The organism is Thauera aromatica K172, assembly GCF_003030465.1.
Lineage (GTDB): Bacteria > Pseudomonadota > Gammaproteobacteria > Burkholderiales > Rhodocyclaceae > Thauera > Thauera aromatica.
This window is the reverse complement of sequence record NZ_CP028339.1, coordinates 3,016,600-3,039,697: the sequence shown is the minus strand read 5'-3', so window position 1 is coordinate 3,039,697 and position 23,098 is coordinate 3,016,600. Positions and strand designations below refer to the sequence as shown.

At 68.8% G+C, this 23,098-nt stretch carries 20 protein-coding genes, 1 other RNA gene, 1 pseudogene and 1 riboswitch; of the genes and pseudogenes, 7 read left to right on the top strand and 15 right to left on the bottom strand.

Going from position 1 to position 23,098, the window contains the following annotated elements; all coding sequences use genetic code 11:
* Window positions 1-87: 87 nt before the first annotated feature.
* The 3 genes and pseudogenes from Tharo_RS14390 to Tharo_RS14380 all read right to left on the bottom strand — a co-directional run.
* Window positions 88-1,518 carry an efflux transporter outer membrane subunit gene (locus Tharo_RS14390; protein ID WP_107221789.1) on the bottom strand — a complete coding sequence of 477 codons (1,431 nt, stop codon included), beginning with the start codon at window positions 1,516-1,518 and terminating at the stop codon, window positions 88-90.
* Window positions 1,519-1,535: 17 nt separating this feature from the next.
* Window positions 1,536-3,515: a MacB family efflux pump subunit gene (locus tag Tharo_RS14385; RefSeq protein ID WP_107221788.1), complete on the bottom strand. Its 1,980-nt coding sequence runs from the start codon at window positions 3,513-3,515 to the stop codon at window positions 1,536-1,538.
* 270 nt (window positions 3,516-3,785) lie between these two features.
* A pseudogene (locus Tharo_RS14380) lies at window positions 3,786-4,730 on the bottom strand (efflux RND transporter periplasmic adaptor subunit); the annotation flags it as partial.
* Between the two features lie 281 nt (window positions 4,731-5,011).
* Here Tharo_RS14380 and Tharo_RS14375 point away from each other — a divergent pair.
* Window positions 5,012-5,542 (top strand): Fur family transcriptional regulator, encoded by a 531-nt coding sequence (locus Tharo_RS14375; protein WP_107221787.1) that lies wholly within the window; start codon window positions 5,012-5,014, stop codon window positions 5,540-5,542.
* 109 nt (window positions 5,543-5,651) lie between these two features.
* Here the strand turns inward: Tharo_RS14375 and Tharo_RS14370 are convergent, their stop codons facing one another.
* From Tharo_RS14370 to Tharo_RS14315, 12 genes are all read right to left on the bottom strand, one after another.
* Entirely contained in the window at window positions 5,652-6,068 is a 417-nt protein-coding gene (locus Tharo_RS14370; protein ID WP_107221786.1) for an ExbD/TolR family protein, read from the bottom strand.
* Window positions 6,068-6,826, bottom strand: coding sequence for a MotA/TolQ/ExbB proton channel family protein (locus Tharo_RS14365; protein ID WP_107221785.1), 759 nt, complete (start codon window positions 6,824-6,826; stop codon window positions 6,068-6,070). Before Tharo_RS14365 ends, Tharo_RS14370 begins: the two co-directional genes overlap by 1 nt.
* Window positions 6,827-6,828: 2 nt before the next feature.
* Window positions 6,829-7,560: an energy transducer TonB gene (locus tag Tharo_RS14360; protein ID WP_245880914.1), complete on the bottom strand. Its 732-nt coding sequence runs from the start codon at window positions 7,558-7,560 to the stop codon at window positions 6,829-6,831.
* 123 nt (window positions 7,561-7,683) lie between these two features.
* Entirely contained in the window at window positions 7,684-8,163 is a 480-nt protein-coding gene (gene bfr, locus Tharo_RS14355; protein ID WP_107221783.1) for a bacterioferritin, read from the bottom strand.
* On the bottom strand, window positions 8,160-8,399 hold the full coding sequence (locus tag Tharo_RS14350; RefSeq protein ID WP_107221782.1) for a (2Fe-2S)-binding protein: 240 nt from the start codon (window positions 8,397-8,399) through the stop codon (window positions 8,160-8,162). The genes bfr and Tharo_RS14350 overlap by 4 nt, the downstream gene beginning before the upstream one ends.
* A gap of 40 nt (window positions 8,400-8,439) precedes the next feature.
* Window positions 8,440-8,646, bottom strand: coding sequence for a hemin uptake protein HemP (hemP, locus tag Tharo_RS14345; protein ID WP_107221781.1), 207 nt, complete (start codon window positions 8,644-8,646; stop codon window positions 8,440-8,442).
* Window positions 8,647-8,824: 178 nt separating this feature from the next.
* Window positions 8,825-9,283, bottom strand: a complete 459-nt coding sequence (locus tag Tharo_RS14340; protein WP_245880913.1) for a hypothetical protein — start codon at window positions 9,281-9,283, stop codon at window positions 8,825-8,827.
* Window positions 9,270-10,481 carry a hypothetical protein gene (locus tag Tharo_RS14335; RefSeq protein WP_107221780.1) on the bottom strand — a complete coding sequence of 404 codons (1,212 nt, stop codon included), beginning with the start codon at window positions 10,479-10,481 and terminating at the stop codon, window positions 9,270-9,272. Before Tharo_RS14335 ends, Tharo_RS14340 begins: the two co-directional genes overlap by 14 nt.
* Window positions 10,478-12,925, bottom strand: coding sequence for an EAL domain-containing protein (locus Tharo_RS14330; protein WP_107221779.1), 2,448 nt, complete (start codon window positions 12,923-12,925; stop codon window positions 10,478-10,480). The genes Tharo_RS14335 and Tharo_RS14330 overlap by 4 nt, the downstream gene beginning before the upstream one ends.
* Window positions 12,926-13,028: 103 nt before the next feature.
* Window positions 13,029-14,423 (bottom strand): malonyl-CoA decarboxylase, encoded by a 1,395-nt coding sequence (locus Tharo_RS14325; RefSeq protein ID WP_107221778.1) that lies wholly within the window; start codon window positions 14,421-14,423, stop codon window positions 13,029-13,031.
* A 55-nt stretch (window positions 14,424-14,478) separates the two neighbouring features.
* The gene (lgt, locus tag Tharo_RS14320; protein WP_107221777.1) at window positions 14,479-15,273 is read right to left on the bottom strand and encodes a prolipoprotein diacylglyceryl transferase; all 795 of its coding nucleotides are present in this window, start codon (window positions 15,271-15,273) and stop codon (window positions 14,479-14,481) included.
* Between the two features lie 145 nt (window positions 15,274-15,418).
* Window positions 15,419-16,132: a YceH family protein gene (locus Tharo_RS14315; RefSeq protein ID WP_107221776.1), complete on the bottom strand. Its 714-nt coding sequence runs from the start codon at window positions 16,130-16,132 to the stop codon at window positions 15,419-15,421.
* Window positions 16,133-16,230: 98 nt separating this feature from the next.
* Between Tharo_RS14315 and ilvD the strand changes: the two genes are divergently transcribed.
* The 6 genes from ilvD to Tharo_RS14285 all read left to right on the top strand — a co-directional run bounded on the left by ilvD (window position 16,231) and on the right by Tharo_RS14285 (window position 23,043).
* Window positions 16,231-18,081 carry a dihydroxy-acid dehydratase gene (gene ilvD, locus Tharo_RS14310; protein WP_107221775.1) on the top strand — a complete coding sequence of 617 codons (1,851 nt, stop codon included), beginning with the start codon at window positions 16,231-16,233 and terminating at the stop codon, window positions 18,079-18,081.
* Between the two features lie 36 nt (window positions 18,082-18,117).
* The gene (locus Tharo_RS14305; RefSeq protein ID WP_107221774.1) at window positions 18,118-18,312 is read left to right on the top strand and encodes a hypothetical protein; all 195 of its coding nucleotides are present in this window, start codon (window positions 18,118-18,120) and stop codon (window positions 18,310-18,312) included.
* Window positions 18,313-18,316: 4 nt separating this feature from the next.
* Window positions 18,317-18,619 (top strand): cell division protein ZapA, encoded by a 303-nt coding sequence (locus tag Tharo_RS14300; protein ID WP_211309618.1) that lies wholly within the window; start codon window positions 18,317-18,319, stop codon window positions 18,617-18,619.
* 111 nt (window positions 18,620-18,730) lie between these two features.
* Window positions 18,731-18,914, top strand: a non-coding RNA gene (gene ssrS, locus Tharo_RS14295) — 6S RNA.
* Between the two features lie 175 nt (window positions 18,915-19,089).
* Window positions 19,090-20,547: a TrkH family potassium uptake protein gene (locus Tharo_RS14290; protein WP_107221773.1), complete on the top strand. Its 1,458-nt coding sequence runs from the start codon at window positions 19,090-19,092 to the stop codon at window positions 20,545-20,547.
* 340 nt (window positions 20,548-20,887) lie between these two features.
* A riboswitch (cyclic di-GMP riboswitch) is annotated at window positions 20,888-20,974 on the top strand.
* A 113-nt stretch (window positions 20,975-21,087) separates the two neighbouring features.
* Window positions 21,088-23,043: a metallopeptidase domain-containing protein gene (locus Tharo_RS14285; protein WP_159051710.1), complete on the top strand. Its 1,956-nt coding sequence runs from the start codon at window positions 21,088-21,090 to the stop codon at window positions 23,041-23,043.
* The last annotated feature ends 55 nt before the right edge of the window (window positions 23,044-23,098 follow it).

Here is a 23,098-nt window from a genome sequence, read left to right as displayed (position 1 = left end):
GTTGTTACAAATGACAACGATTAGCATTAACTTTGTTGTGTCATTGCAACAGCTGCAACGGTGTGCCCCAGCGCGCCCGGCGGCGCTTCACTGCGCCTGCCAGCCGCCGCCCAATGCCCGGTAGAGGTCCACCGCGCCGGTGAGCCGCGCCAGGCGCAGCTGCACGAGCTGGTCCTGCGCGGCGAACAGCGTGCGCTGGGCGTCGAGCACGGCGAGCAGGCCGTCGGCGCCTTCGCGGTAGCGCAGCTCCGACAGGTGCAGGCTGCGCCGGGCTTCGGTGAGGATCTCGCGCTGGGCGGTTTCCTGGCGGGCATCGCGGGCCGTATTGGCGAGGGCGTCCTCGACTTCCTTGAGGGCGCGGAGCACCGTCTGGCGGTGGGCTTCGACCAGTTCGCGCTGGCGCGAGCGCTGGAGGTCGACGTCGGCGGCGAGGCGGCCGCCGTCGAAGATCGTCTGCAGCAGCGCCGCCGACAGCGACAGCACGCTGTTGCGCCCGGCCAGCGCCAGCAGCTCGGCGCTGCTGCTGGCGGCGCCGGCCGACAGGCTGATGGCGGGTAGCAGCGCGGCGCGTGCCGCGGCGAGGTTGGCGGCGGCGGCGGCGAGTTCAGCTTCGCTCGCGGCGATGTCGGGGCGGCGCAGGAGCAGCGCCGAAGGCAGCCCGGCATCGATGAGGGGGACGCGCAGATCGGCCAGGCGCTCGCCGGCGGCGAAGCCGGTCTGCGGCGTGCGCCCGAGCAGGATGGCGAGGGCCGAGCGGGTCTGGCGCAGCGAGACTTCGAGCGGCTCGATCGCCTTGCGCTGGGCGAGCACGGTGCTGCGCTGCTGGCTCAGCTCCAGGGCGGAGGCGGCGCCGTGCTCGTAGCGTGCGTGGACGACGCGCAGCACGCGCTCGGCGATCGCCAGGTTCTGGCGTGCGATGTCCACGCGCTCTGCCAGCGTCAGGCTCTGGAACCACAGGGTGGCGACGTTGGCCGCCATCGACAGGCGCGCGGCCTCGCGGTCGAAGCGGGTGGCGGCGAGGTCGGCGCGGCTGGCGTCGCGGCTGGCGGCGAGCCGCCCCCACAGGTCGATCTCGTAGCGGGCGTTGAGGCTGGCGCTGGTCGACGCGGATTCGTCGCCTTCGGCATGTTGTACGCCGCTGCCGCCGCCGAGCGCCAGCGAGGGCAGCAGCGAGGCGCCGGCCTGGCGCAGCGCCAGCTCGGCCTGGACGACGCGTTCGGCCTGGATCCGCAGGTCGGGAGCCGAGGTCAGGGCTTCGGCGACCAGGGTGTCGAGCCGGGGCGAACCGAAGTGCTGCCACCAGGTGTCGGGGAGGCTCGCCGGGGCGCTGTCGGCGCGCTCGCTCCATGCGGCGGGGAGGGCAATGTCGGGACGCACGAGCGGTTCGGTGACGGCGCAGCCGCCGAGGGTGGCCGCAGCGAGCAGGCTGAGGGCGAGGCGGCGGGCCGGGTGCGAACGTTTCCGCGCAAGGGCGCGGGTGGACACGGCCAGGGGGGGCGGCGGGGGAGACGTGAGCATGTGGTGGAAAGCGGTTTTCATTCCGAGGCGAGGGCGACCACCGGGTCGAGGCGGGCGGCCTTGCGCGCGGGCAGGTAGCCGAACACCAGGCCGGTGAGGAAGGCGCAGCTGAAGGCGAGCACCACCGGGGCGAGCGAATACTGCACCGCGGTGCCGAAGCGGGCGATCAGGGCGGCGCTGCCGAGGCCGACGACGACGCCGACCAGCCCCCCCACCGCCGACACCACCAGGGCCTCGATCAGGAACTGCTGGAGGATGTTCTTCATCCGCGCGCCGGTGGCCATGCGGATGCCGATCTCGCGGGTGCGCTCGGTGACCGACACCAGCATGATGTTCATCACCCCGATGCCGCCAACCAGCAGCGAGATCGCCGCCACCGTGCCGAGCAGGATGGTGAGCGTGTTCTGCGTCTCCGACACGGTGTCGAGCACCGAGGCCATGTTGCGGATCTGGAAGTCTTCCACGCCATGGCGGGCGGCGAGCAGGGCATGCACCTCGGCCTGGGTGTCGTCGATGCGGGTGACGTCCTCGACCGCGACGGTGACGTTGCGCAGGAAGCGCTGGCCGGTGATGCGCAGGCTGGCGGTGGTGAGGGGCATGAAGACGACATCGTCCTGGTCCTGGCCCCAGGGCGTGGCGCCCTTCGGCGTCATCGTGCCGACGACCTGGAAGGGGATGTTGTTGACCAGGACGAACTGGCCGACCGCATCGCCGGCGGGAAACAGCGCCTTGGCCACGGTCTGGCCGAGCACGGCGACGGTGGCGTAGCGTGCCTCGTCCTCGGCGCTGAAGAAGGTGCCGCTGGCGGGCGCCCAGTTGCGCGCGACGATGTAGTCGGCCGAGGTGCCGTTGACGCTGCTGCGGTGGTCGGTGTTGCCCGCGCGCAGGGTGATCGTGCCGCCCTGCTCGGGCACCGAGGCGAGCACGTTGGGCAGGCCGCCGATTGCCCGCACGTCCTCGATCACCAGCGTCGCCGGAGCGTCGCGGCCGCGGGTGTTGGGTGCGCCGGGGCGCACGGTGAGGAGGTTGGTGCCCATCGCGCTGACCTGGTCGATGACCTTCTGCTTGGAGCCGTCGCCGATCGCCAGCATGGCGATCACCGAAGCCACGCCGATGACGATGCCGAGCAGAGTGAGGGTGGTGCGGAACAGGTTCGCGCGCAGTGCACGCAGCGCGCTGCGGGTGGCTTCGAGGACGTCGGACAGGGGTGAAGTGCGGTCGACGTGCGGTGCGAAGTCGGGCTCGGGGCCGGGCGGCGGGCGCGGACCGGGGTCGGCCACGATGTGCCCGTCGCGGATCTCGATGATACGGCTGGCCTGCTCGGCGACCTCGCGCTCGTGGGTGATGAGGATGATCGTGTGCCCGGCCGCGGACAGCTCGCCGAGCAGCTTCATGACGTCGGCGCCGCTCTTGCTGTCGAGCGCGCCGGTGGGCTCGTCGGCGAGGATGATGCGCCCGCCGTTCATCAGCGCGCGTGCGATCGACACCCGCTGCTGCTGGCCGCCGGAGAGCTGGCCGGGGCGGTGCGCGCTGCGCTCGGCCAGGCCCAGGGTGGCGAGCAGGTGTTCGGCGCGGGCGTGGCGCTCGGCGCGCGGCATGCCCGAATAGATTGCCGGCACTTCGACGTTGTCGCGCGCGCTGGCGCCGCCGATCAGGTTGTAGCTCTGGAACACGAAGCCGAAGGCTTCGCGGCGCAGGCGGGCGAGGCGGTCGCGGTCGAAGCCGGCGACGTCCTCGCCCATGAAGCGGTAGTGCCCGCTGCTCGGGCGGTCGAGGCAGCCGAGGATGTTCATCAGCGTCGATTTGCCCGAACCCGAGGCGCCGACGATGGCGACGAACTCACCGGGGTAGATGGCGAGGTCGATGCCGTGCAGCACCCGGGTCTCGATCTCGCCGTTGACGAAGCTGCGGGTGATGCCGGAGAGCTCGATCAGCGGGATCGGCGGCAGCGCCGGTGGCGCGGCGTGCGCGGCGGCGGGCAAGGCTTCGCGCTTCATAGGCGGGGCGTCCGCTGCGGACGGGGGCCGGCGGCGCCGGCGGCCGGCCCGGAAACCACGCGCTCGCCTTCTGCCAGGCCCGACAGCACCTGGGCCTGGATGCGGTTGGAGATCCCGAGCTCGATGCTGCGCTCCTCGAGCGCGCCCTGTGCGCCGACGACCTTGACCGTTCCCTTCGCCGCCGCTGCAGCAGCGGGCGCGGCGGCGGGGCGCCGCCATCGGGATCAGCAGTGCGTCCTCGGCCTTGGCGACGACGAAGAACACCTGCGCGGTCATCTGCGTCATCAGCCGGCCATCGGTGTTGGGAACGTCGAACAAGGCGTTGTAGAGCACGACGTTGTTGGTCACGGTGGGGGTCGGCTCGATCTTCTCCAGCGTGCCGTACCAGCGCTTGCCGCTGCCGCCGAGGGTGGTGAAGTAGGCTTCCATGCCCAGCTTGAGGCGGCCGATGTCGGCCTCCGAGACCTGGGTCTGCACCGTCATCGTGCGCAGGTCGGCGATGCGCATCACCACCGGAGCCTGCTGGTTGGTGTTGAGGGTCTGGCCCTGGCGGGCGGTGATCGACACCACCGTGCCCTTCATCGGCGACAGGATGCGGGCGTACTGGAGGTTGGCCTGGTCGGCGCGCAGGGTCGATTCGATCTGCTCGATCTGGGCGTGCAGGGCCTCGAGCTGGGCGGCGGCCGACTGCGCCGCGGCTTCGGCGGTCTGCACGCCTTCCGCGGTGGTGGCGTCCTCGGCGATCAGCGCCTGCTGGCGGCGCAGCTGGATGCGGGCGAGGGTGAGCTGGGCTTCACGGTCCTTGAGCTGGGCGCGCAGGTTGTTCAACTGGGCGCGGGAGGCGTCCACCCGGGCGCGGTAGACGGTGGGGTCGATGTCGGCGAGCGGTTGGCCTTCCTCGACTTCGCTGCCCACTTCGACGTGGATCCGCTCGAGCTGGCCCGAGACCTGGGCGCCGACATCGACGTAGTCGCGCGGCTGCAGGGTGCCGGTGGCGGTGACGACGTCCTCCAGGGTGCCGCGCTGGACGCTGGCGAGCTGATAGGCGGCGAGCGGTTCGCGCTCGCCGAAGAGCTGCGGCCAGACCAGCCAGGCGGTGACGGCCAGAGCCGCGCTGACGCCCGCGAGCAGTGCCCGGCGCCAGCGCGGCGCGGCGGGACGGGAAGGCGTGGAGCGGGAGGGTGCAGGGCGGGAAGGAGAGGAGACGGTGTTCATCGTGGTCCGGAGGTGATGCCGGGGAGGCGGTGGAATGCTCGAGCGCGGTGTGCCGGGCCGTGCCTTGAGCCGCTCGCCGGCCGGTTCGATTCCGGTGAGCATAGCCGCAGGAGGGCTGGCGCTTTGTATCGGAATGCAGACCGCGGCGGAGGGGAAGGGGTTCTCATGGGGCTGTGCATTGACAGGAGCCGAGGCGAAGGCTCAGCATTAGACGCAATCCGAAAAACAACCGGCAGGCCGCGCAATTGCAGTCAGGCCGGCACCACCCCACTGTGAATCAGATGAACGCCTATTCCGCCATCGACGCCACTGCCGATTCTGCCGCTGCAGATTCTCCCGCAGATTCTCCTCTGGATGCCGCCGCCGGCATTGCCGTTGCCGAGGGCGTCGATTGCACCGCCGCCGCCATTGCCCGCCTGCGCCGCGCCGGGGTGCCCGTGACCCAGCAGCGGGTCGAGATCGCCCGCGTGCTGTTCGAGGCGCCGGTGCACCTGTGCGCCGAGCAGGTGTGGGACCGCGTGCGGGAGCGCACGCCGGAGACTTCGCGCGCCACCGTGTACAACACGCTGCGCCTGTTCACCGAGCTGAAGCTGGTCCGCGAACTCAGCGTCGATCCCCAGCGCATGTTCTACGATTCGACCACGGCGCCGCATTTCCATCTGTACAACGTCGACACCGGTGAGCTCCGTGACCTGGCCGAGGACGAGCTGACCGTGCTCGGCCGCCCGCGCCTGCCCGAAGGGGTGGAGCTGCAGGAGATCGACGTCGTCGTCCGCGTGCGCAGCCGGCCGGGGTTCGCGGCGCGCGCCTGAACGGCGGCGGCGACTCCCGCTGTGCGCTGCAGAATGCGACAAGGGGCGCCCCGGTGATGGCGGCGCCCCTTGTCGCATTCGGTCGTGGCTTTCCCGCGCTCGTCGGTGCTCAGGGCTCCGGCACGGTGATGAAGCCCATTTTCTCGATGCCGGCGTTGCGCGCTTCGCTCATCACTTCGGCGATGACTTCGTAGCGCGTGCCGCGGTCGGCGCGCAGGTGCAGTTCGGGCTGCGGCGTGCGCGCCGCGGCGGCAGCGAGGCGGGCGGGGAGCGTAGCCTTGTCGAGCGCCTCGTTGTTCCAGTAGAGCTTGCCGGCCTCGTCGAGGGCGAGGGTGACGGTTTCGGGCTTTTCCTGGTTCGGCGCGCTGGAGGCCTGGGGCAGATCGATCTTGATCGAATGGGTCAGCAGCGGTGCGGTGATCATGAACACGATCAGCAGCACGAGCATGACGTCGATCAGCGGCACCATGTTGATGTCGCTCTGCAGCGGGCGGGTGTCGCCCTGGTCGAATCCACCGAAGGCCATCACGCTGCTCCGCTGGCGGGGAGCGCCGCGGCCGTGGCGCCGGCCGGTGCCTCGTGGCCCGCGGCGAGCGGGGCGATGCGCGAGCCGGTCGAGAACCAGGCGTGCAGATCGTGGGCGAAGGCGTCGAGCTCGGACAGCTCGACGCGGTTGGCGCGGGTGATGGCGTTGTAGGCGAGCACCGCAGGAATGGCGACGAAGAGGCCGAAGGCGGTCATGATCAGGGCCTCGCCGACCGGGCCGGCGACCTTGTCGAGCGTGGCCATGCCGGAGACGCTGATGTTGACCAGGGCGTGGTAGATCCCCCACACCGTGCCGAACAGGCCGATGAACGGGGCGGTGGAGCCGATCGAGGCGAGCACGGTGAGACCGGACTCGAGCGCCGCGGTCGACAGCGCGATCGACTTGCGCAGCGCGCGGGTGATGACTTCGTCGGCGTCGAGCTTGCCGCCCAGGGTGTCGCCGCGGGTGTGGCGGCGGACGTGCTGGGTGGCGGCGGCGCCTTGCTGGGCGAGCGCCTCGAACGGCGATTCCGGCGCCTGGAGCTGCAGCCGCTGCAGCCCCGATTCGAGGTCGGGCGCGGCCCAGAACGCTTCCACCGCGCCGGCATGGCGGCGGGCGCGCAGCTGGCGCAGCAGGCGGGCGAGGATCAGGTACCAGCTGGTGACCGACATCAGCAGCAGGGCGAGCGCCACGGCGCGGATGAGGGTGTCGGACTGCCCCCACAGGTGGGCGAGGCCGAAGGCCTGTGAACTCTCCATGTTCAGCTTCCTTGCAGTTTGAAAACGATGGGAACGAGAACCCAGGCCTCGACTGCCTGTTCGCCCCGGCGGGCGGGAACGAAGCGCCAGCGGGCGACGGCGTCCTGGGCTGCGCGGTCGAGGCGTTCGGAGCCCGACGTGGTGCGCAATTCGATGCGGTCCGGCAGTCCGTCGGCCGACACCAGCACGCGCAGCATGACCTGGCCTTCCTCGCGCATGCGCCGCGACAGCATCGGATATGCCGGGGCAGGGTTGTTCAGATAGGCGGCGTCGAAGCGGGCCGCGGTGAGCGGTGCCGGTGCGGCAGCTGGCGCGGGTGCCGGTGCCGCCGGGGCGGCCTCGGCGGCTGGGGGCGGAGCGGCCGTGGTGATCTGGGTCGGCGCCGCCGGGGATTCGGTCACCGGTGCTGGTGGTGGGCGCTTGGCGAGCGGCTTGGGGCGCGGCTTGGGTGGCGCCGGCTTCGGTGGCGTCGGCTCGGGGCGCTGCACCTTGGGCGGCGGCTCGGGGGCGGGAACGACCGCTGGTTGCGGCTCGGCCTGCGGGGCGGCGATCAGGGCCACCTGCACCGGCATCGGCTGCGGCAGCTCGATCTTGTCCATGCCGAAGTGGATCAGGGCGCCGAGTGCGGCGGCGTGAGCGAGGGCGACCAGGCTGGCGAGCGCGATCCGTCCCGGCGTCCGTGCGGCCAGGCGTACGCCGGGACGGCGTGCAGCGACGGCGCCCGGGTGCGGCATCGGGGTCTGGTTGCGGCGTGTGGCGGGGGGCGGATAAAGCGGCAAGTTCGGAAGGGCGTGAGCGGCAGGGTGCATGGGGGCGGATGAAGGACGGCCCCGTTGGCGGGGCCGCAGGTCATGGATTCAGGATGCGCCGTGCTCCATCTGGGACTGCAGGTAGTTCTGCAGGCCGACGCTGTCGATCAGGCCGAGCTGGGTCTCGAGATAATCGATGTGCTCTTCGGTGTCTTCGAGGATGTGCTCGAACAGCTCGCGCGACACGTAGTCGCGACAGGATTCGCAGTGGGCGACCGCTTCGAGCAGGCTGTCGCGCCCGCCCTGTTCGAGCTTGAGGTCGCCCTGCATGCACTCGGCGACGTTTTCGCCGATCAGCAGCTTGTTCAGGTTCTGCAGGTTGGGCAGGCCTTCGAGGAACAGGATGCGCTCGATCAGGGCGTCGGCGTGCTTCATCTCCTCGATGGACTCGTCGTATTCGTGCTTGCCGAGCCGCCCGAAGCCCCAGTTCTTGTACATGCGGGCATGGAGGAAGTACTGGTTGACCGCGGTGAGTTCGATGGTGAGCTGTTTGTTGAGGAGCTGGATGACTTTCTTATCGCCTTTCATGATGCCTCCAGGGCAAGGGACCGCGAGGAACCGGCATGTGCCGCATGCACCGCCGGGGCCGGTCTGGACGGCTCGCACAGCGCCGCGCGCAGGCAGTCCTGGGCGCAGCGTGCGCAGCGGCCGCACTCCGCGCTGACCCCGAGCTGGTGGCGCAGGTGGCGCAGAGAGGTGGCGCCGGCGCGAACGGCCTGGTCGATCTGGCGTTCGGTCACCGCGTTGCACACACAGACATACATAGTCTAGCCTCGTTCTCGAGTCCTGCCCCGGGAGGGGCGATTACTTGGTCAGGATCAGCTTGCCGCTGCGGGTGGCGCGCAGCACGTAGCGGCTGCCCTCGTGCTCGATCGCCACCGCCTTGCGGCCGGCGAGCAGGCTCCGGCTGTCGAGGGCGTTGTCCTGGAAGTCGGGGGCGGCGGCTTCGAGGGACGCCGGTGCGCAGCCGGGTGGGGGCGACGGGTGAGGCGTCGGCAGCGATACGGTCATGGCGATTGTTGTCAATAATAGGAATGATTCGTATTAGAACACAAGGCCGGCAAGAGGGCAACTGCCGCCCTGCCCGTGCCCGCTCCGGCCTGTCGCCCCCGCTGCGCCCGGCAAAGCACGGATCGGGGGCGACAGGCCGATCGGAGGCGAGCCGAGGCGCAGCGGGGGCGGGGGGCGACTACTCGAGCCGCAGGAGGATGCGCAACTGCGGGCTGTCGGCCGCGTCGAGCGGCAGGTAGGCGATGGCGCCGGGAAGCTCGCCGAGCAGGCGGCGGGCGGCAGCGACGTCGGCCGCTTCGCGCGGAGGCTGGGCGCGGCCGGTGAACACCAGGCGCGACCAGTAGGCGCGGATCTGGCTCGGATTCTTGCCGGTCAGGCCGAGGTAGAAGCGGTCGCGCTCGGGGCCGGCGGGCAGGTCGATGAGCTGCACCGCGGTGCCGTCGGACAGGTTGCTGCGCCGGCCGAGGTAGAGCTGCTCGGCGGTATCGCGGTCGAGCGTGGTGACCGGCCCGGCGGCGGCGCTCACCAGCGCCAGCGGAGTCTGGGCGTGGCCGTCCGGTGCCGGGGCGCAGGCGAGCGCCACGGTCAGCGCCAGCCGGCGCCCCCAGCGATGGAAGACGTGCTCAGAAAACGACATCGACGGACAGGCTCAGCAGATTCATCGAGCGCTCGTCCAGCCCCGGCGCGAAGGCGTCGCCGCGTGGGATGAAGGAGCCGAATGCGCCGCGGTCGGTGCGTACGTGGGTGAGCTCCGCCTTCAGCGCGGTGTCGGGTGTGACGTCCCAGCGCAGGCCGGCGGTGACGCTGCGCTGGGCCTGGTTGCGGGAGCGGTTGAAGCCGTCTATGAGCCCGTCCAGCTCGGGGTAGGTGGCGGCCAGCCCGGCAGGCAGCAGGGTCCGGTCCTGGCGCTGGCGGGCGAGGCCGAAATAGGGCGTGAGGCGACCATCGCGATAGCCCGCCATCAGGTAGACGCCACGGGCGCTGTTGGAAAAGCGCGCGGCGGTGTTGCGGGCGATTTCACCGCTGAACAGCCAGCGGCCGTCGTCCCACTGGAAGCCGATCGAGCTGAAGCTCGCATGTGCGCCGCTGCCGCTCATCCGCTCGCGGAGCGGTGGCGGCAGATTGGCGGCGAAATTGCGGAATTCGGCCGAGTTGCGGTGGACCGCGAGGTCGGCGACGGCGTGCCCGGCGCTCAGGGTCAGGGGGCCGCGGTCGTACATCAGGCTGATGCCGTGCAGGCGGCTGAGGCGGGCTTCGCCGCCGCCGATCACCGGTGTGCGGCTGGCGCCGAGGTAGGGGTGGAGTTCGAGGTTGCCCGCGCCCAGGCGGGTGCGGTAGAGGAGGTCGGCGCCGTCGAGATCGGGGAACGGGTTGAGGCCGTAGACTTCGACCGGCGGCCGCACCCAGGGGCGGCCGTAGTTGAGGTCGATCGAATCGGAGAGCATGAAGAACGGTGTGCGCAGGCGCCCGATGCGGACGCTCAGCTCGGGATCGAGCTGGTGGCTGAGGAAGGCGAGGGCGGCGCGCGGGCGGTAGTCGTTGCGCGGCGTTTCACGCGTGACCAGCTGCAGCACGGCGGTGTTTCTTTCGCCCAGGCGCATCCCGAGCTGGAGGCCGAGGATGGAGTCGGGGCCGGTGTCGGGGTTGTGGCCGCCGGGGGCGTCGGTGCCGATGCGGGCGAAGCGCAGGTCGTCGCTGCGGGTGTAGACCGCGCCCAGGGTCGCAAAACCGGAAAAGCGCCAGTCGAGCGCCTGCGCCGCGGCGGCGCAAGCGTGCCCGGGCGCGAGCAGGATTGCGGCCAGCAGGGAGGCGGCCGGTAGGGAAGCGCGGTTCATGCCGGGATTTCTCCGAATTCCTGCTGCAGGCGCAGGAAGGTGCGTGCGCGGTCCTGGGGGCGCGAGAACAGGTAGCCCTGGCCGTAATCGCACCCCAGTTCGCGCAGAATGTCGCGCTGGGCTTCGCTTTCGATGCCTTCGGCGACCACCTTCATGCCCAGGTCGTGGGAGAGCTCGATGCTGTGGCGCACGATCGCGAGCAGGCGGGAATCTTCGGTGAGCGAGCGGACGAAGGAGCCGTCGAGCTTGATCTGGTCGCAGGGAATGGTGTGGAGGTAGCTCAGGGTGGAGTGGCCGGTGCCGAAGTCGTCGATCATGATTTCGATGCCGGCCGTGCGCAGGGCGTGCAGGGTCTGGCGCGCAGGCCCTTCGGGGTGGGCGAGCAGGCTTTCGGTGACTTCGAAGCGGATCGCGGGGCGCTCGATGCCGGCGCGGTCGATGGCCTCCAGCAGCTCGTGCGCCAGCCGCGGGCGTGCCAGCTGGCGGGCGGACAGGTTGACGCTGACGCGCGGCACCGCGGCGGGGGCGAAGTGCCGCTGCCAGTCGCGGACGTCTTCGCAAACGGTGCGCAGCACCACCATGCCGAGGTCGTGGATGAGGTCGAGGGTTTCGGCCAGCGGAATGAATTCGGCCGGCGAGAGCAGGCCGTGGTTCGGGTGCGGCCAGCGCACGAGCGCTTCGAAGCTGCGCGTGCGCGCGTCGGCGAGGTGGACGATCGGCTGGTAATGCACCGCCAGGCCGCCATGGGCGAGGGCCCAGCGCAGGTCGGCCTCGATCTGCAGCGTGCGCACGGCCTGGGCGTGCATCGAGGTGTGGAAGAACTCGACCGCGGTGGTTTCGCTGCGGCGGGCCTTGTGCAGGGCGTTGTCGGCGTCGCGCAGGAGGGCTTCGGCGTCCTCGCGCCCGTCGGTGGAGAGCACGATGCCGATGCGGCAGTGCGGATGGACGATGCGGTCGCTGGAAGGGGGGGCGAACGCCGGCAGGGTGGTCAGCCGTTCGGCGATGCGCAGGGCCTCGCTGGAGTCGCCGACCCCGTTCAGGAGCAGGGCGAACTGGTCGCCGCCGACGCGGGCGCAGACATCGCCCGCGCGCATGCGCAGGGTGATGTGCTCGGCGATCCGGCGCAGCAGCTCGTCGCCGACGGCGTGGCCGTAGCTGTCATTGACCAGGCTGAAGCGCTCGATGTTGATCGCCAGCACCGCGAGCGGATGGCCGTCGCCGCGCAGGTGCTGGGCGAGGGCGCGATCGACGTGCTCGATGAAGAGCGCGCGGTTGGGCAGGCCGGTGAGGCCGTCGTGGAGCGCGTCGTGCAGCAGCTGCTCTTCGGCGCGTTTGCGCACGTCGATGTCGCTGAGCGAGCCGGCCATGCGGTTGGCATTGCCGTCGGGGCCCCGGCGGGCGACCCCGCGGGTCAGCACCCAGCGGTAGCGGCCATCGGGCAGACGTACGCGGTGCTCGAGCATGAACTGGGTGTTGAGGCCTTTCAGGTGCTGGGCCATGCGCTCGCGGTAGGAGGCGAGATCGTCGGGGTGGAGCAAGTCGAGGAAGGCTTCGGGCCGGCTCGGCATGGCGTTGGGCGGGAGGTCGAGGATCTGGCAGAAGCGGTCGGAAAAATAGGCGCTGCGGGCGGCGATGTCCCAGTCCCACAGGCCGTCGTTGGCGCCGTGGAGGGCCATCGCGTAGCGCTCTTCGCTGCTTTTGAGGCAGGAGGCGGTGTGCTGCAGTTCGCTGACGCGGCGCTGCAATGTCGCGGCCATGATGTTGAAGTGGCGGGCGATGACGGCGAACTCGTCGTCGCCGCGGACCGAGACCCGGTGGTCGAGGTGGCCGTCGGCGATCGCCCGGCTGCCGGCGAGCAGGCTGCGCAGGTTGTGGGTCAGGAAGTAGCCGATCGCCGAGAGCAGGATGAAGGTGAGCACGATTTCGGCGAGGGCGATCATCAGCCCTTGCTCCATGATCGCGCGGCGCGCTTCGGTGAGGACCGAGATCGAGATCCCGAACTGGAGGAAGCCGACTTCGTTTTTCGGCAGCAGCAGGGGGCGGCGGATGTGGATCAGGTCGTCGGCGCGCAGGCGTTCGAGAAAGCCCTGCCGCATCCCGTCGGGCTCGGGCAGGTGGGTCATGTAGGGCAGTCCGGAATGGACCAGCAGGCGGTCGCCGGGGGCGACGATGCGGACGTAGATCAGGCCTTCGCCGGAGTCGGCGAGCAGTTCGCCGAGGACGTCCTGCATTCCGCCGTAGTTCTCCTGTTCGCCATAGGCGGTGGCCATCGCCAGCAGCATGCTGGCGTTCTGGGTGATGGTGGTGTCGAGGCTGGCCGAGAGGGCGTTGTTCATCAGGCGCACGCTGTTGGCCAGGAGCACGCTGAGGAGCACGACCTGGACCACGGTGCTTGCGAGCAGGAGGCGGAAGCGGATCGATGAATGTCGGAACGGGATGTGCATGCGCGGTGGATGTGCCCTGGGGAGGTGCGGCCGCCTCGCGGTCGGCCGGGGTCGATCGGGGGCGCTTTCGCGTCCAGCGTTTTCTTGCCCGTGCGGCCGGGTTTTAGCGCCGTGCCAGCCGCCGGACCGCGGTGGAGGCGTCGATCCGGCCTTCGCTGGCGAAGGCTTCGACGTTGGCTTCGATGCGTTCGGGGTCGTAGAGGTAATTGACCATCAGCCCCCAGGACTGGGCGAACCCTTTGGGCGAGGTGTCGGCGAGCCAGTTCAGGCGTTCGACGCGGGCGCCGTTGCCGAGGTGGAAGCGGGCGACGGCGTCGGTGGGGCGCTCGTCGCGCCGGGCTTCGAGCAGGTAGCGCGCGGCCAGGCGCAGGAGCACGTCCTGGAGCGCGGCGGCGAGCGCCGCGTCAGCGGCCCAGGCGCCGCCGTCGAGGCGGTCGAGGAGCGCGCCGACGCCGTCCGTGGCGAAGTCGTCGGCGGCGACACCGGCGGCGGCCAGGCGCTTGGCGTCGGCCGGGGTGACGGCCGCGGCGAGCGCGTCGGGGTGGCGCCGGGCCCAGCGCGCGAGGCCGGGAATCGGCGACAGGGTGGCGAAAACGTGAAGGCGGGGAAAGTCGCGCTTGAGGTCGTCGATCACCCGCTTGAGCAGGAAGTTGCCGAAGGAGACACCGCGCAGGCCGGGCTGGGTGGCGCTGATCGAGTAGAAGATCGCGGTGGTCGCTTTGGTCGTGTCGGCCAGCGGGGCCTCGATGTCGAGCAGGCGCTGGACGTCGTCGGCGAGATCTTCGAGGAGCGCGACCTGGACGAAGATCAGCGGCTCGAGCGGCATCCGCGGGTGGAAGAAGGCGTAGCAGCGGCGGTCGGAATCGAGCCGGTTCTTGAGGTCCTGCCAGGACTGGATCTCGTGCACCGCTTCGTAGCCGACCAGTTTTTCGAGCAGGGCGGCGGGTGAATTCCAGGTGATGCGCTGCAGTTCGAGGAAGCCGACGTCGAACCAGGCCGACAACCGGGTCTCGAGTTCGCGGTCGAGCGGCTTCAGCGCGGGGTCGTCGGCCAGATAGCGCAGGAGGTCGGCGCGCAAGTCGACGAGGAACTTGACTCCCTGCGGAATGGCGTTGAACTGGGTGAGGATGCGCAGCCGGCGCGAACGCATCGCCGCCCGCAGCCGGGCTTCGGCATCCCATTGTGCCGGCGTGCCGACCGCAGCCTGGTAGGCTTCGTGGGCGTTGGCGACCTGCGCCGGATCGGGGCCGAATTCGTGCGCGATCATGCGCAGGAAGCCGCGGCGCTGGGCGTCGTCGAGGTGGAGGTAGGTTTCGGCCAGGCGCGCCGCGCGCAGCCGGGTGGAGACTTCGCCGCCGCGCCCTTCGGCGCACTCCTGCAGCTGGCGGCGGATGTGCTCGGGGTCTTTCGCGACGGTTTCCCGGCCCAGCTGGGCGGCGTTGACCACCAGTTCGCGCACTTTGGACAGGCTGCGCGAAACCAGTCCGGATCCCGTCATCGATGTCTCCCCGCTCAAGTGCCTGGTGTGTAGTCTTGCCCCGTTATTGCCGCCATCATAGCGTGTGCGTGCGGCGCGTGTCAGCGAGTAGCACGGCGCCGGCGAGCACCATCGGCAGGCACAGCCACTGTGCGGTCGACAGGCCGAGCGCGAGGGTGCCGAAAATGCCCGGGTCGGGGGTGCGGAAGAACTCGACGGCGAAGCGCAGGCTGCCATAGCCGATCAGGAAAACCGCCGATACCGCGCGCAGCGGCCGTGGGCGGGCGGCGTAGAGCCACAGGATCGCGAACAGCAGCAGGCCTTCGCCGGCGGCCTGGTAGAGCTGCGAGGGGTGGCGCGGGACGGCGTCCACCCAGGGGAAGACCATCGCCCAAGGCAGGTCCGCCGCCATCGGCCGGCCCCACAGCTCGCCGTTGATGAAGTTGCCGATGCGCCCGGCGGCGAGCCCGGTCGGCACCAGCGGCGCGATGAAATCGGTGACCTGCCAGAAACCCTTGCCGTGCTTGCGCCCATACCACCACATCGCCACCAGCACGCCGAGAAAGCCGCCGTGGAAACTCATTCCGCCTTTCCACACGGCGAGGATCTCGCCGGGGTGGGCGAGGTAGTAGGCGGGCTGGAAGAACAGCACTTCGCCCAGGCGTCCGCCCACGATCACGCCGATCACGCCGTACAGCAGCAGGTCGTCGACCGCCTGTGCGTTCCAGCCGAGTTCGGGCCGGCGGCGGGCGTGGGCGCGGCCGAGGACGACGAAAAGGATGAAGCCGGCGAGGTACATCAGGCCGTACCAGCGCACCGACAGCGGGCCGAGGGAGAGGGCGATGGGGTCGAATTGCGGGTGGACCAGCATCGGTGGGGTTCCTTGGAGAGCGGCGGGCCTGCGGTGCAGGCGCGGTTGCAGGGAGCCGGTTCGAGTCGATCGCCGGCGCCGGAGTTCGCGCTGGCCGGCGCGGCCGTACTCCGCCGGGCGGGTGTCGGCGCGGCGGGACCGGGCGTCAGTCGAACTGGCGGCGGAAGGTGTCGAAGTCGTGGCGCAGGGTCTCGAGCGCTTCCCGCAGGGCGCGTACTTCGTCTTCCAGTTCGGCGATCCGGCCGCGCCCGCCGCTGGCGCCGGCGCTTGCCTGGGCTTCGGCCATCTCCTGCACCGCGGCGTCGCCGCCGAGCAGATGGACGTGGCGGGTTTCCTTGGTGCCGGGGGCGCGCGGCAGCGCGGTGGCGAGCGGGGGATATTTTTCCGCCAGATGCTCCAGCACCGCTTCCACCGCGGCGACGTCGTCGAAGCGGTGCAGGCGCTCGCAGCGCTGGCGCAGCTCGCCCGCGGTCTGGGCGCCGCGCAGCATCAGGATCGCCAGCACCGCCTGTTCGGCCGGCGGCAGCGAGTGGCGCAGGCGCACGAGGTGCTCGTATTTGGCCACGCGGGCGCTGGCCTGGTCGCGTTTCGATACCAGGCGGCGTGCGATCAGGCGGTCGACGGCCGCCTGCACTTCGGCCTCGGACAGGTTCATCACCGGCTCGCGCGCAGTGAGCTGGTTGCAGCCGGTGGTGATGGCGTTGATCGACAACGGGTAGGCATCGGGCGTGATGAAGGATTTCTCGATCAGCACGCCGAGCACGCGAACCTGCGCAGGGTCGAGGTCGAAGCCGGCTTCCGGCGCGGCGGCATCGGAGCGCTGGGGGGCGGAGTCGGCTGCGGGCGGGGGAACGTGCATGAGGGCTCCTGGCGGATGACGGGATCCGGGATGATACGCATGCTTCGCGGTGCGCGTTAGAATCGCTTTCTTTCCCGCAGATTTCCCGGAGCGCCGTCATGCCCCAGTATCGTTCCCGCACTTCCACCGCCGGCCGCAACATGGCTGGAGCGCGCGCGCTGTGGCGCGCCACCGGCATGAAGGACGGCGACTTCGACAAGCCGATCATCGCCATCGCCAACAGCTTCACCCAGTTCGTCCCCGGCCACGTGCATTTGAAGGATCTCGGCCAGCTCGTCGCGCGCGAGATCGAGGCCGCCGGCGGCGTCGCCAAGGAATTCAACACCATCGCCGTTGACGACGGCATCGCCATGGGCCACGGTGGGATGCTGTACTCGCTGCCTTCGCGCGAGCTGATCGCCGACAGCGTCGAGTACATGTGCAACGCCCATACCGCCGATGCGCTGGTGTGCATCTCGAACTGCGACAAGATCACGCCGGGGATGCTGATGGCCGCGCTGCGCCTGAACATCCCGGCGATCTTCGTCTCCGGCGGGCCGATGGAAGCGGGCAAGGTCAAGTGGGAAGCGAAGGTGATTTCGCTTGATCTCGTCGATGCGATGGTCAAGGCCGCCGACAAGAGCTGCTCGGACGAGGAAGTCGACGCCATCGAGCGCTCGGCCTGTCCGACCTGCGGTTCGTGCTCGGGGATGTTCACCGCGAACTCGATGAACTGCCTGACCGAGGCGCTCGGCCTGTCGCTGCCGGGCAACGGCACCACGCTCGCCACCCACGCCGACCGCGAGCAGCTGTTCCGCCAGGCCGGGCGCACCATCGTCGAGCTCGCCCGGCGCTGGTACGAACAGGACGACGCCGCGGTGCTGCCGCGCTCGATCGCCAGCTTCGAGGCGTTCGAGAACGCGATCAGCCTCGACGTGGCGATGGGCGGCTCGACCAACACCGTGCTCCACCTGCTCGCCGCCGCACGTGAGGCCGGGGTCGATTTCACGATGAAGGACATCGACCGTATCAGCCGCCGCGTGCCCTGCCTGTGCAAGGTCGCGCCGGCGGTGGCCGACGTGCATATCGAGGACGTGCATCGTGCCGGCGGCATCATGTCCATCCTCGGCGAACTCGACCGCGCGGGGTTGCTGCATACCGACCTGCCGACCGTGCACAGCGCCTCGATGGCCGAGGCGCTGGACAAATGGGACATCAAGCGCACCCGCGACGAGGCCGTGCACACCTTCTTCCGCGCCGCGCCCGGCGGCGTGCCGACCCAGGTCGCCTTCAGCCAGGACCGGCGCTGGAAGGCGCTCGACACCGACCGCGAGGGCGGCATCATCCGCGACCAGGCGCACGCGTTCACCGCCGACGGCGGGCTCGCGGTGCTCTACGGCAACATCGCCGAGAAGGGCTGCATCGTGAAGACTGCCGGCGTGGATGAGTCGATCTGGACCTTCACCGGCCGCGCCCGCGTCTATGAGAGCCAGGAGGATGCGGTCGAAGGCATCCTCGGCGAGCAGGTGCAGGCCGGCGACGTCGTCGTGATCCGCTATGAAGGTCCGAAGGGCGGCCCCGGCATGCAGGAAATGCTCTATCCGACTTCCTACCTGAAGAGTCGCGGCCTCGGCGCGCAGTGCGCGCTGCTGACCGACGGCCGTTTTTCCGGGGGCACGTCCGGCCTGTCGATCGGCCACGCTTCGCCGGAGGCGGCCTGCGGCGGCGCGATCGCCCTGGTCGAGGACGGCGACACGATCGAGATCGACATCCCGAACCGCCGCATCCACCTTGCCGTCTCCGACGAGACCCTCGCCGCGCGCCGCGCCGCGATGGTGGCGAGGGGCAGCGCGGCGTGGAAGCCGCTCAGCCGCCAGCGGCTCGTTTCCGCCGCGCTGCAAGCCTACGCTGCGCTGACCACTTCGGCCGACACCGGTGCGGTGCGCGACGTCGGCCAGCTGCAGCGCTGATTGACCCCCGATCGAGCCCTTACTACCATCGCCGCCATGGACACCGAACTCGCGCAACTCGAGGCCCAGCTCGAGCAACTGATCAGCCTCTACGACCGCCTCAAGGCCGACAACGCCGAGCTGCGCGGACGCGTTGCGCGCCTGGAAGCCGAAAATCGCCAGCTCTCGGACAAGGTCCGGCTCGCCGCCGACCGCATCGAAGCGCTCCTCGACCATCTGCCGGAGGCCTGAAACCGTGTCGATCGACCATCTGGACGTGACGCTGCTGGGGAAGGAGTACCGGGTTTCGTGCACTCCCGGGAACCGCGAGGACCTGCTCGCGACCGTAGCGTATCTTGACGACAAGTTCAGCGAACTTGGGGCGAAAACGCATTCTTCGGGCGAAAAACTCGCGGTCATGACCGCGCTCAACATCGCCCACGAGTTCCTTCAGTACCAGCGCGGAAACGGGTTTGACATGCCGGGCGTGAAGCGTAGAATCGGGCTCATGAAAGCGCGCCTCGACGGAGTGCTGGCCCAGCAGGAAAAGGTCTTCTGAGTCGTCTGGTCCATCCCTCGAAACGGGCGCGGCGTTCGCCAAAACAACGATAATTCGCTGTGTGCGCTGGTCGGAAGAGCGTCTTCCGGGCAGCGCAGGACGGCAACGATCAATCCCCTGCAGTGTTCGTCGAAGTCGTAGATTCCTTGAACCAATAGTCGAAAGACTTGGTTGCCGACCATCGATGCCGCTGGTGTGAACGCCCCCTCGCGGGTGATCCTGAAGCGGAAGGAACGCGACCTCCCTGAACCCCAGGTTCAGGATGCCCGGCGGAGACGGCACAGGCGGGGGACCTCACCCGGAAAGGGCGCGATGAGCGATCATCGCGCCCTTTTTCTTCGTGCGCTCAGGCGGCGGGCGCCGGTGTTGCGCTGCAAAATCTTTACGCCATCTTAATGCGCGAAGGCATAGCATCCGCGGCGTTTTCATGACTCCCGCGGCCGCCGTCACCGACCGCCGCCGTTGCCGCAATGCAAGTCTATCTTCCGGTCATGGGTGCGCTGGGCCTGGTGCTGCTGCTGTTCGGGCTGGTGATGGGCTTCCCCCTTGCGGTGTCGTTCGCCCTCGACGATGGGGCCACCGCGGCCTATGACCTGGCTCTTTTCGTCACCTTCGCCTGTGGGTTGGTGATGTGGGCGGCCGGGCGCGGCAGGCGGCGCGACCTTCATGTGTCGGACGGCTTTTTGCTGGTCGCTGCGACCTGGCTCGCGGTGCCGGTGTTCGGTGCCTTGCCGCTGATGTTCTATCTGCCCGGGCTGTCCTTCACCGATGCCTATTTCGAGGCCGCCTCCGGTCTGACCACCACCGGCGCGACCGTGCTTACCGGGCTCGATGCGCTGCCGGTGTCGATCAACCTGTGGCGCACCTTCATGCATTGGATCGGTGGCATGGGCGTGATCGTGCTGATGGTCGCGGTGCTGCCGCTGCTGGGGATCGGCGGGCGGGAGATGTTCAAGGCCGAGGCGCCGGGGCCGATGAAGGAGTCCAGGTTGACCCCGCGGATCGCCGAAACCGCGAAAGGTCTGTGGATGGTCTATGCGCTGCTGACGCTGGCCTGCGGCGTGGCGCTGTGGGGCGTCGGCATGCCGCCCTGGGAGGCGGTGATCCATGCCTTCTCGATCATGGGGTTGGGCGGGTTTTCGAGCAAGGACGCGAGCCTCGGCGGCTTCGACAGCCTGTCGATCGAACTGGTGACGATGCTGTTCGCACTGCTGGCCGGGATCAACTACGCCACCCATTACCTTGCGCTGATGCGGCGTAGCGCGCAGGCCTATGCCAACGATCCTGAGTTGCGCTGGTTTTTCGGTGTACTCCTCTTTACCGTCGTCTTTCTCACTGCCTATCTGTTCGGGGTGGGGGCTTACACCGAGTTGCCGACGGCACTGCGCCACGTCGCCTTTCATGCGATTTCCCTTGCCACCTCGCTCGGCCTGGCCGCTTACGATTACGCCGCATGGCCGATGTTCGCTCAGGTCTGGATCCTCTTTCTGGGCAGCTTCGCCGCCTGTTCGGGGTCCACCGGTGGCGGCATCAAGATGATGCGCGCGATCATCCTGTACAAGCAGGTGTATCGCGAAATTGCCCGTGCGCTGCATCCGAATGCGGTGCTGCCGCTGCGCCTCGGCCGCCAGCCGGTCTCCGACAACGTGCTCCATGCGGTGCTCGCCTTCGGCTTCATGTACATGGTCAGCATCGTCTCGCTGACCTTGCTGCTGGCCGCCAGCGGGCTGGACTTGCTCACTGCCTTTTCGGGCGTCGTCGCCTGTCTCAACAACACCGGTCCCGGGCTGGCCGAAGTCGGGCCGGCGGGCAATTATCAGGGGCTGAGCGATTTTCAGACCTGGGTGCTGAGCTTCGCGATGATTCTTGGGCGCCTGGAGATCTTCACCCTGCTGGTGGTATTGACGCCGACCTTCTGGCGGCGCTGAGCGGATCGGGCCGGAAGCGGTGGCCGGCCCGTCCGGGTGCGGATCAATATGCATGAATCACGTGAATTCAATTGCAGGACTTCATTTCTGCCACTGCCTTCTGCCATTGTCCTGCCATCTGGAATGTCTTCGCATGATGAAAATTTATTTTTTCTGTTTGGCAATCCATTTCGCGAATGCAGCATAGATTTTTATTTGCGAATTGCCTAAGAATGTCAATGGTATTGGCTCGTTTTTCTGTAAAAAATATTTACACGGCAGTCATCCCTCCGGGCAAAAGGCTAAGGTTCGCCCCGATTTTGCCGTAATGGCACATCCGGTCGAGGTACGCTTCCGATCGTCCTGAAAAGGGTAAACCCGTCGAAAGGCGGGGACGCAAAGTCACCGGTTTAAAAGGCTTCGGCCTCATGACAGCGGGACTGCCAGGTTATGAGAATCCGGGCGGATCGAGAGGTCCTGCCACGCTACCTGTTCGCCGCGCCTGGGCGCGGAGTCTGCAGTACTCCCTGTTGTGTCGAGAGTTTTACAGGGAGTAATGCAATGAAATCCACCACCACCAACGCGATGCGCCGCCGCGCAAGCCGGCTGGCGCGCCTGGCCGGCGCTGCTTTCTTCACCGCGCTGCTGGCGTTGTCATCCGCGCCCATGGTTGCGGCCGAGGGCACTGAAGCCGCACCCGACTCCGTGCGGATTTCCGAGGTCGTGCGCGCCGCCGAACAGCTGACCGAGTCCCTCCCGGGGCTGCATGCCCGGTATCGCGCCGCATCCGCCCAGCAGCAGGCCGCACGGCTCGATGAACTGGCCGCGGCGGTCGCGCAGCGCAAGGCCTTCCTGACCGAACTCATCGAGAACGACCCCGCCGCCGCACTGCAACTCGTCCTCACGCCCAGCGCGCGCGCCGGCATGCCTTCCCAAGTGCAGGATGCCCTCGAGCGGCATGTGGAACTGGAGGGCGAACTGGAAGTGTTCTATGAAGAGTACCCGAACCAGAAGGCCCGCCTGAGCAATTACCTCCGTACTTCCCTGGGCGAACGAATTGCCCTCCACTTCAAGGCCCAGCCCCCGGGGCTGGTGAGTGGCACGCAGGTTCGCGCCAAAGGGGTCCTGCTCGATCGCGTAATGGCTCTGGAGTCGGGCGATGGCAGCCTGACCCTGGCCGCCAAGGGGGGGGCGAAGGGCGGCAGCAACGGCGGGACGCCGGCACCGGGGCCGGGCGCGATGGGGGAGCACCGGACCCTGGTCGTGCTGGTCAATTTTCAGGACAACCCGATCCAGCCCTACTCCCCCGATTTCGCGAAAACCGTACTGACGACGACGAACGAGTATTTCCTGGAAAATTCGCAGCAGCAGATGTGGTTGAACACCGACGTTGCGGGCTGGTTCACGATCGCCAACAGCTCCGGCGTGTGCGACTACTGGACGATTGCCGCCCAGGCCCAGGACGCCGCTTCGGCGGCGGGCTACGATCTGTCCGCCTATACGCACCTCGTCTATGCCTTCCCCCAGATTGCCTGCGGCTGGTGGGGGTTGTCGTCGGTGGGGGGCAGCCCGTCGAACACGTGGATCACCGGGGAACTCAAGATCGGGGTCACGGCGCACGAGCTCGGCCACGCCATCGGCCTGTTCCATTCGCATTCGCTCGAGTGCGGTGCCGACACGCTTGGGACGACCTGCACGACTTACGAATACGGCGATCAGATGGACATGATGGGCTCCTCGAGCGCCGGCCACTACAACGCTTTCCAGAAGGAGCGTCTGGGCTGGCTGAACACTTCGGCGTCGCCGGAAATCACGACCGTCACCAGCGATGGCGTGTTCACGCTCGAGCCCTACGCTGCCGGCGGAACCGGGCCGAAGGGGCTCAAGATTCCGAAAGCCATCGATCCGGTGACGGGACAGCCAACCTGGTACTACGTCGAGTTCCGCCAGGCCGTGGGCTTTGACAGCGTGCTCGCCGGCAACACCAACGTCCTCAACGGCGTGCTGATCCGTACCGCGACGGACGGGAACGGCAACAGCGTCAATCTCCTCGACATGACACCGAATAGCGGGAGCTCGGCGTACTGGGACTGGAAAGACCCCGCGCTGACGGTCGGCGGAACGTTCGAGGACCCGGCCACCGGGGTGAGCATCACCGCGGACGCGGTGTCCACCACCCAGGCGCTGGTCAGCGTGCGGTTTGGAGCAGGATCCGCCGATCCGCTGACCGCCCAGGGCTCGACGAGCCAGTCGAGCTACCTGCGGGGGCAGACGGTCTACCTGAGCGCAACCGTGAGTGCCGGCGGCGTGCCGGTGGCCGGTGCCGCGGTGTCTTTCACGGTGACCAAGGCCAACGGCTCGCAGGTCAAAGGCAGTGCGACGACCGGAAGCGATGGCAAGGCCCTGTACCAGTTCCAGCTCAAGAAGCCGGACCCCGTCGGTACGTATCAGGCGGGCATGGTCGCGTCGCTCAACGGCCAGTCCGCAGCCACCGCCGTCTCGTTCAGCGTTCAGTAAGCCGCACCACCCCCGCACTCGCCGCGAGGTTACGCGGCAAGCGAACACCTTCCGC

Excerpts from the sequence above, each read along its gene's own strand:
- lgt (WP_107221777.1), bottom strand. The coding sequence starts at position 15,273 with ATGCTGGTCCACCCGCAATTCGACCCCATCGCCCTCTCCCTCGGCCCG.
- Tharo_RS14315 (WP_107221776.1), bottom strand. The coding sequence starts at position 16,132 with ATGCACGTTCCCCCGCCCGCAGCCGACTCCGCCCCCCAGCGCTCCGAT.
- Tharo_RS14285 (WP_159051710.1), top strand. The coding sequence starts at position 21,088 with ATGAAATCCACCACCACCAACGCGATGCGCCGCCGCGCAAGCCGGCTG.
- Tharo_RS14350 (WP_107221782.1), bottom strand. The coding sequence starts at position 8,399 with ATGTATGTCTGTGTGTGCAACGCGGTGACCGAACGCCAGATCGACCAG.
- Tharo_RS14360 (WP_245880914.1), bottom strand. The coding sequence starts at position 7,560 with ATGCCGCACCCGGGCGCCGTCGCTGCACGCCGTCCCGGCGTACGCCTG.
- Tharo_RS14340 (WP_245880913.1), bottom strand. The coding sequence starts at position 9,283 with ATGTCGTTTTCTGAGCACGTCTTCCATCGCTGGGGGCGCCGGCTGGCG.
- Tharo_RS14305 (WP_107221774.1), top strand. The coding sequence starts at position 18,118 with ATGGACACCGAACTCGCGCAACTCGAGGCCCAGCTCGAGCAACTGATC.
- Tharo_RS14365 (WP_107221785.1), bottom strand. The coding sequence starts at position 6,826 with ATGGAGAGTTCACAGGCCTTCGGCCTCGCCCACCTGTGGGGGCAGTCC.
- Tharo_RS14390 (WP_107221789.1), bottom strand. The coding sequence starts at position 1,518 with ATGCTCACGTCTCCCCCGCCGCCCCCCCTGGCCGTGTCCACCCGCGCC.
- Tharo_RS14330 (WP_107221779.1), bottom strand. The coding sequence starts at position 12,925 with ATGCACATCCCGTTCCGACATTCATCGATCCGCTTCCGCCTCCTGCTC.
- Tharo_RS14370 (WP_107221786.1), bottom strand. The coding sequence starts at position 6,068 with ATGGCCTTCGGTGGATTCGACCAGGGCGACACCCGCCCGCTGCAGAGC.
- Tharo_RS14385 (WP_107221788.1), bottom strand. The coding sequence starts at position 3,515 with ATGAAGCGCGAAGCCTTGCCCGCCGCCGCGCACGCCGCGCCACCGGCG.
- Tharo_RS14375 (WP_107221787.1), top strand. The coding sequence starts at position 5,012 with ATGAACGCCTATTCCGCCATCGACGCCACTGCCGATTCTGCCGCTGCA.
- ilvD (WP_107221775.1), top strand. The coding sequence starts at position 16,231 with ATGCCCCAGTATCGTTCCCGCACTTCCACCGCCGGCCGCAACATGGCT.
- Tharo_RS14335 (WP_107221780.1), bottom strand. The coding sequence starts at position 10,481 with ATGAACCGCGCTTCCCTACCGGCCGCCTCCCTGCTGGCCGCAATCCTG.
- Tharo_RS14290 (WP_107221773.1), top strand. The coding sequence starts at position 19,090 with ATGCAAGTCTATCTTCCGGTCATGGGTGCGCTGGGCCTGGTGCTGCTG.
- Tharo_RS14325 (WP_107221778.1), bottom strand. The coding sequence starts at position 14,423 with ATGACGGGATCCGGACTGGTTTCGCGCAGCCTGTCCAAAGTGCGCGAA.
- hemP (WP_107221781.1), bottom strand. The coding sequence starts at position 8,646 with ATGACCGTATCGCTGCCGACGCCTCACCCGTCGCCCCCACCCGGCTGC.
- bfr (WP_107221783.1), bottom strand. The coding sequence starts at position 8,163 with ATGAAAGGCGATAAGAAAGTCATCCAGCTCCTCAACAAACAGCTCACC.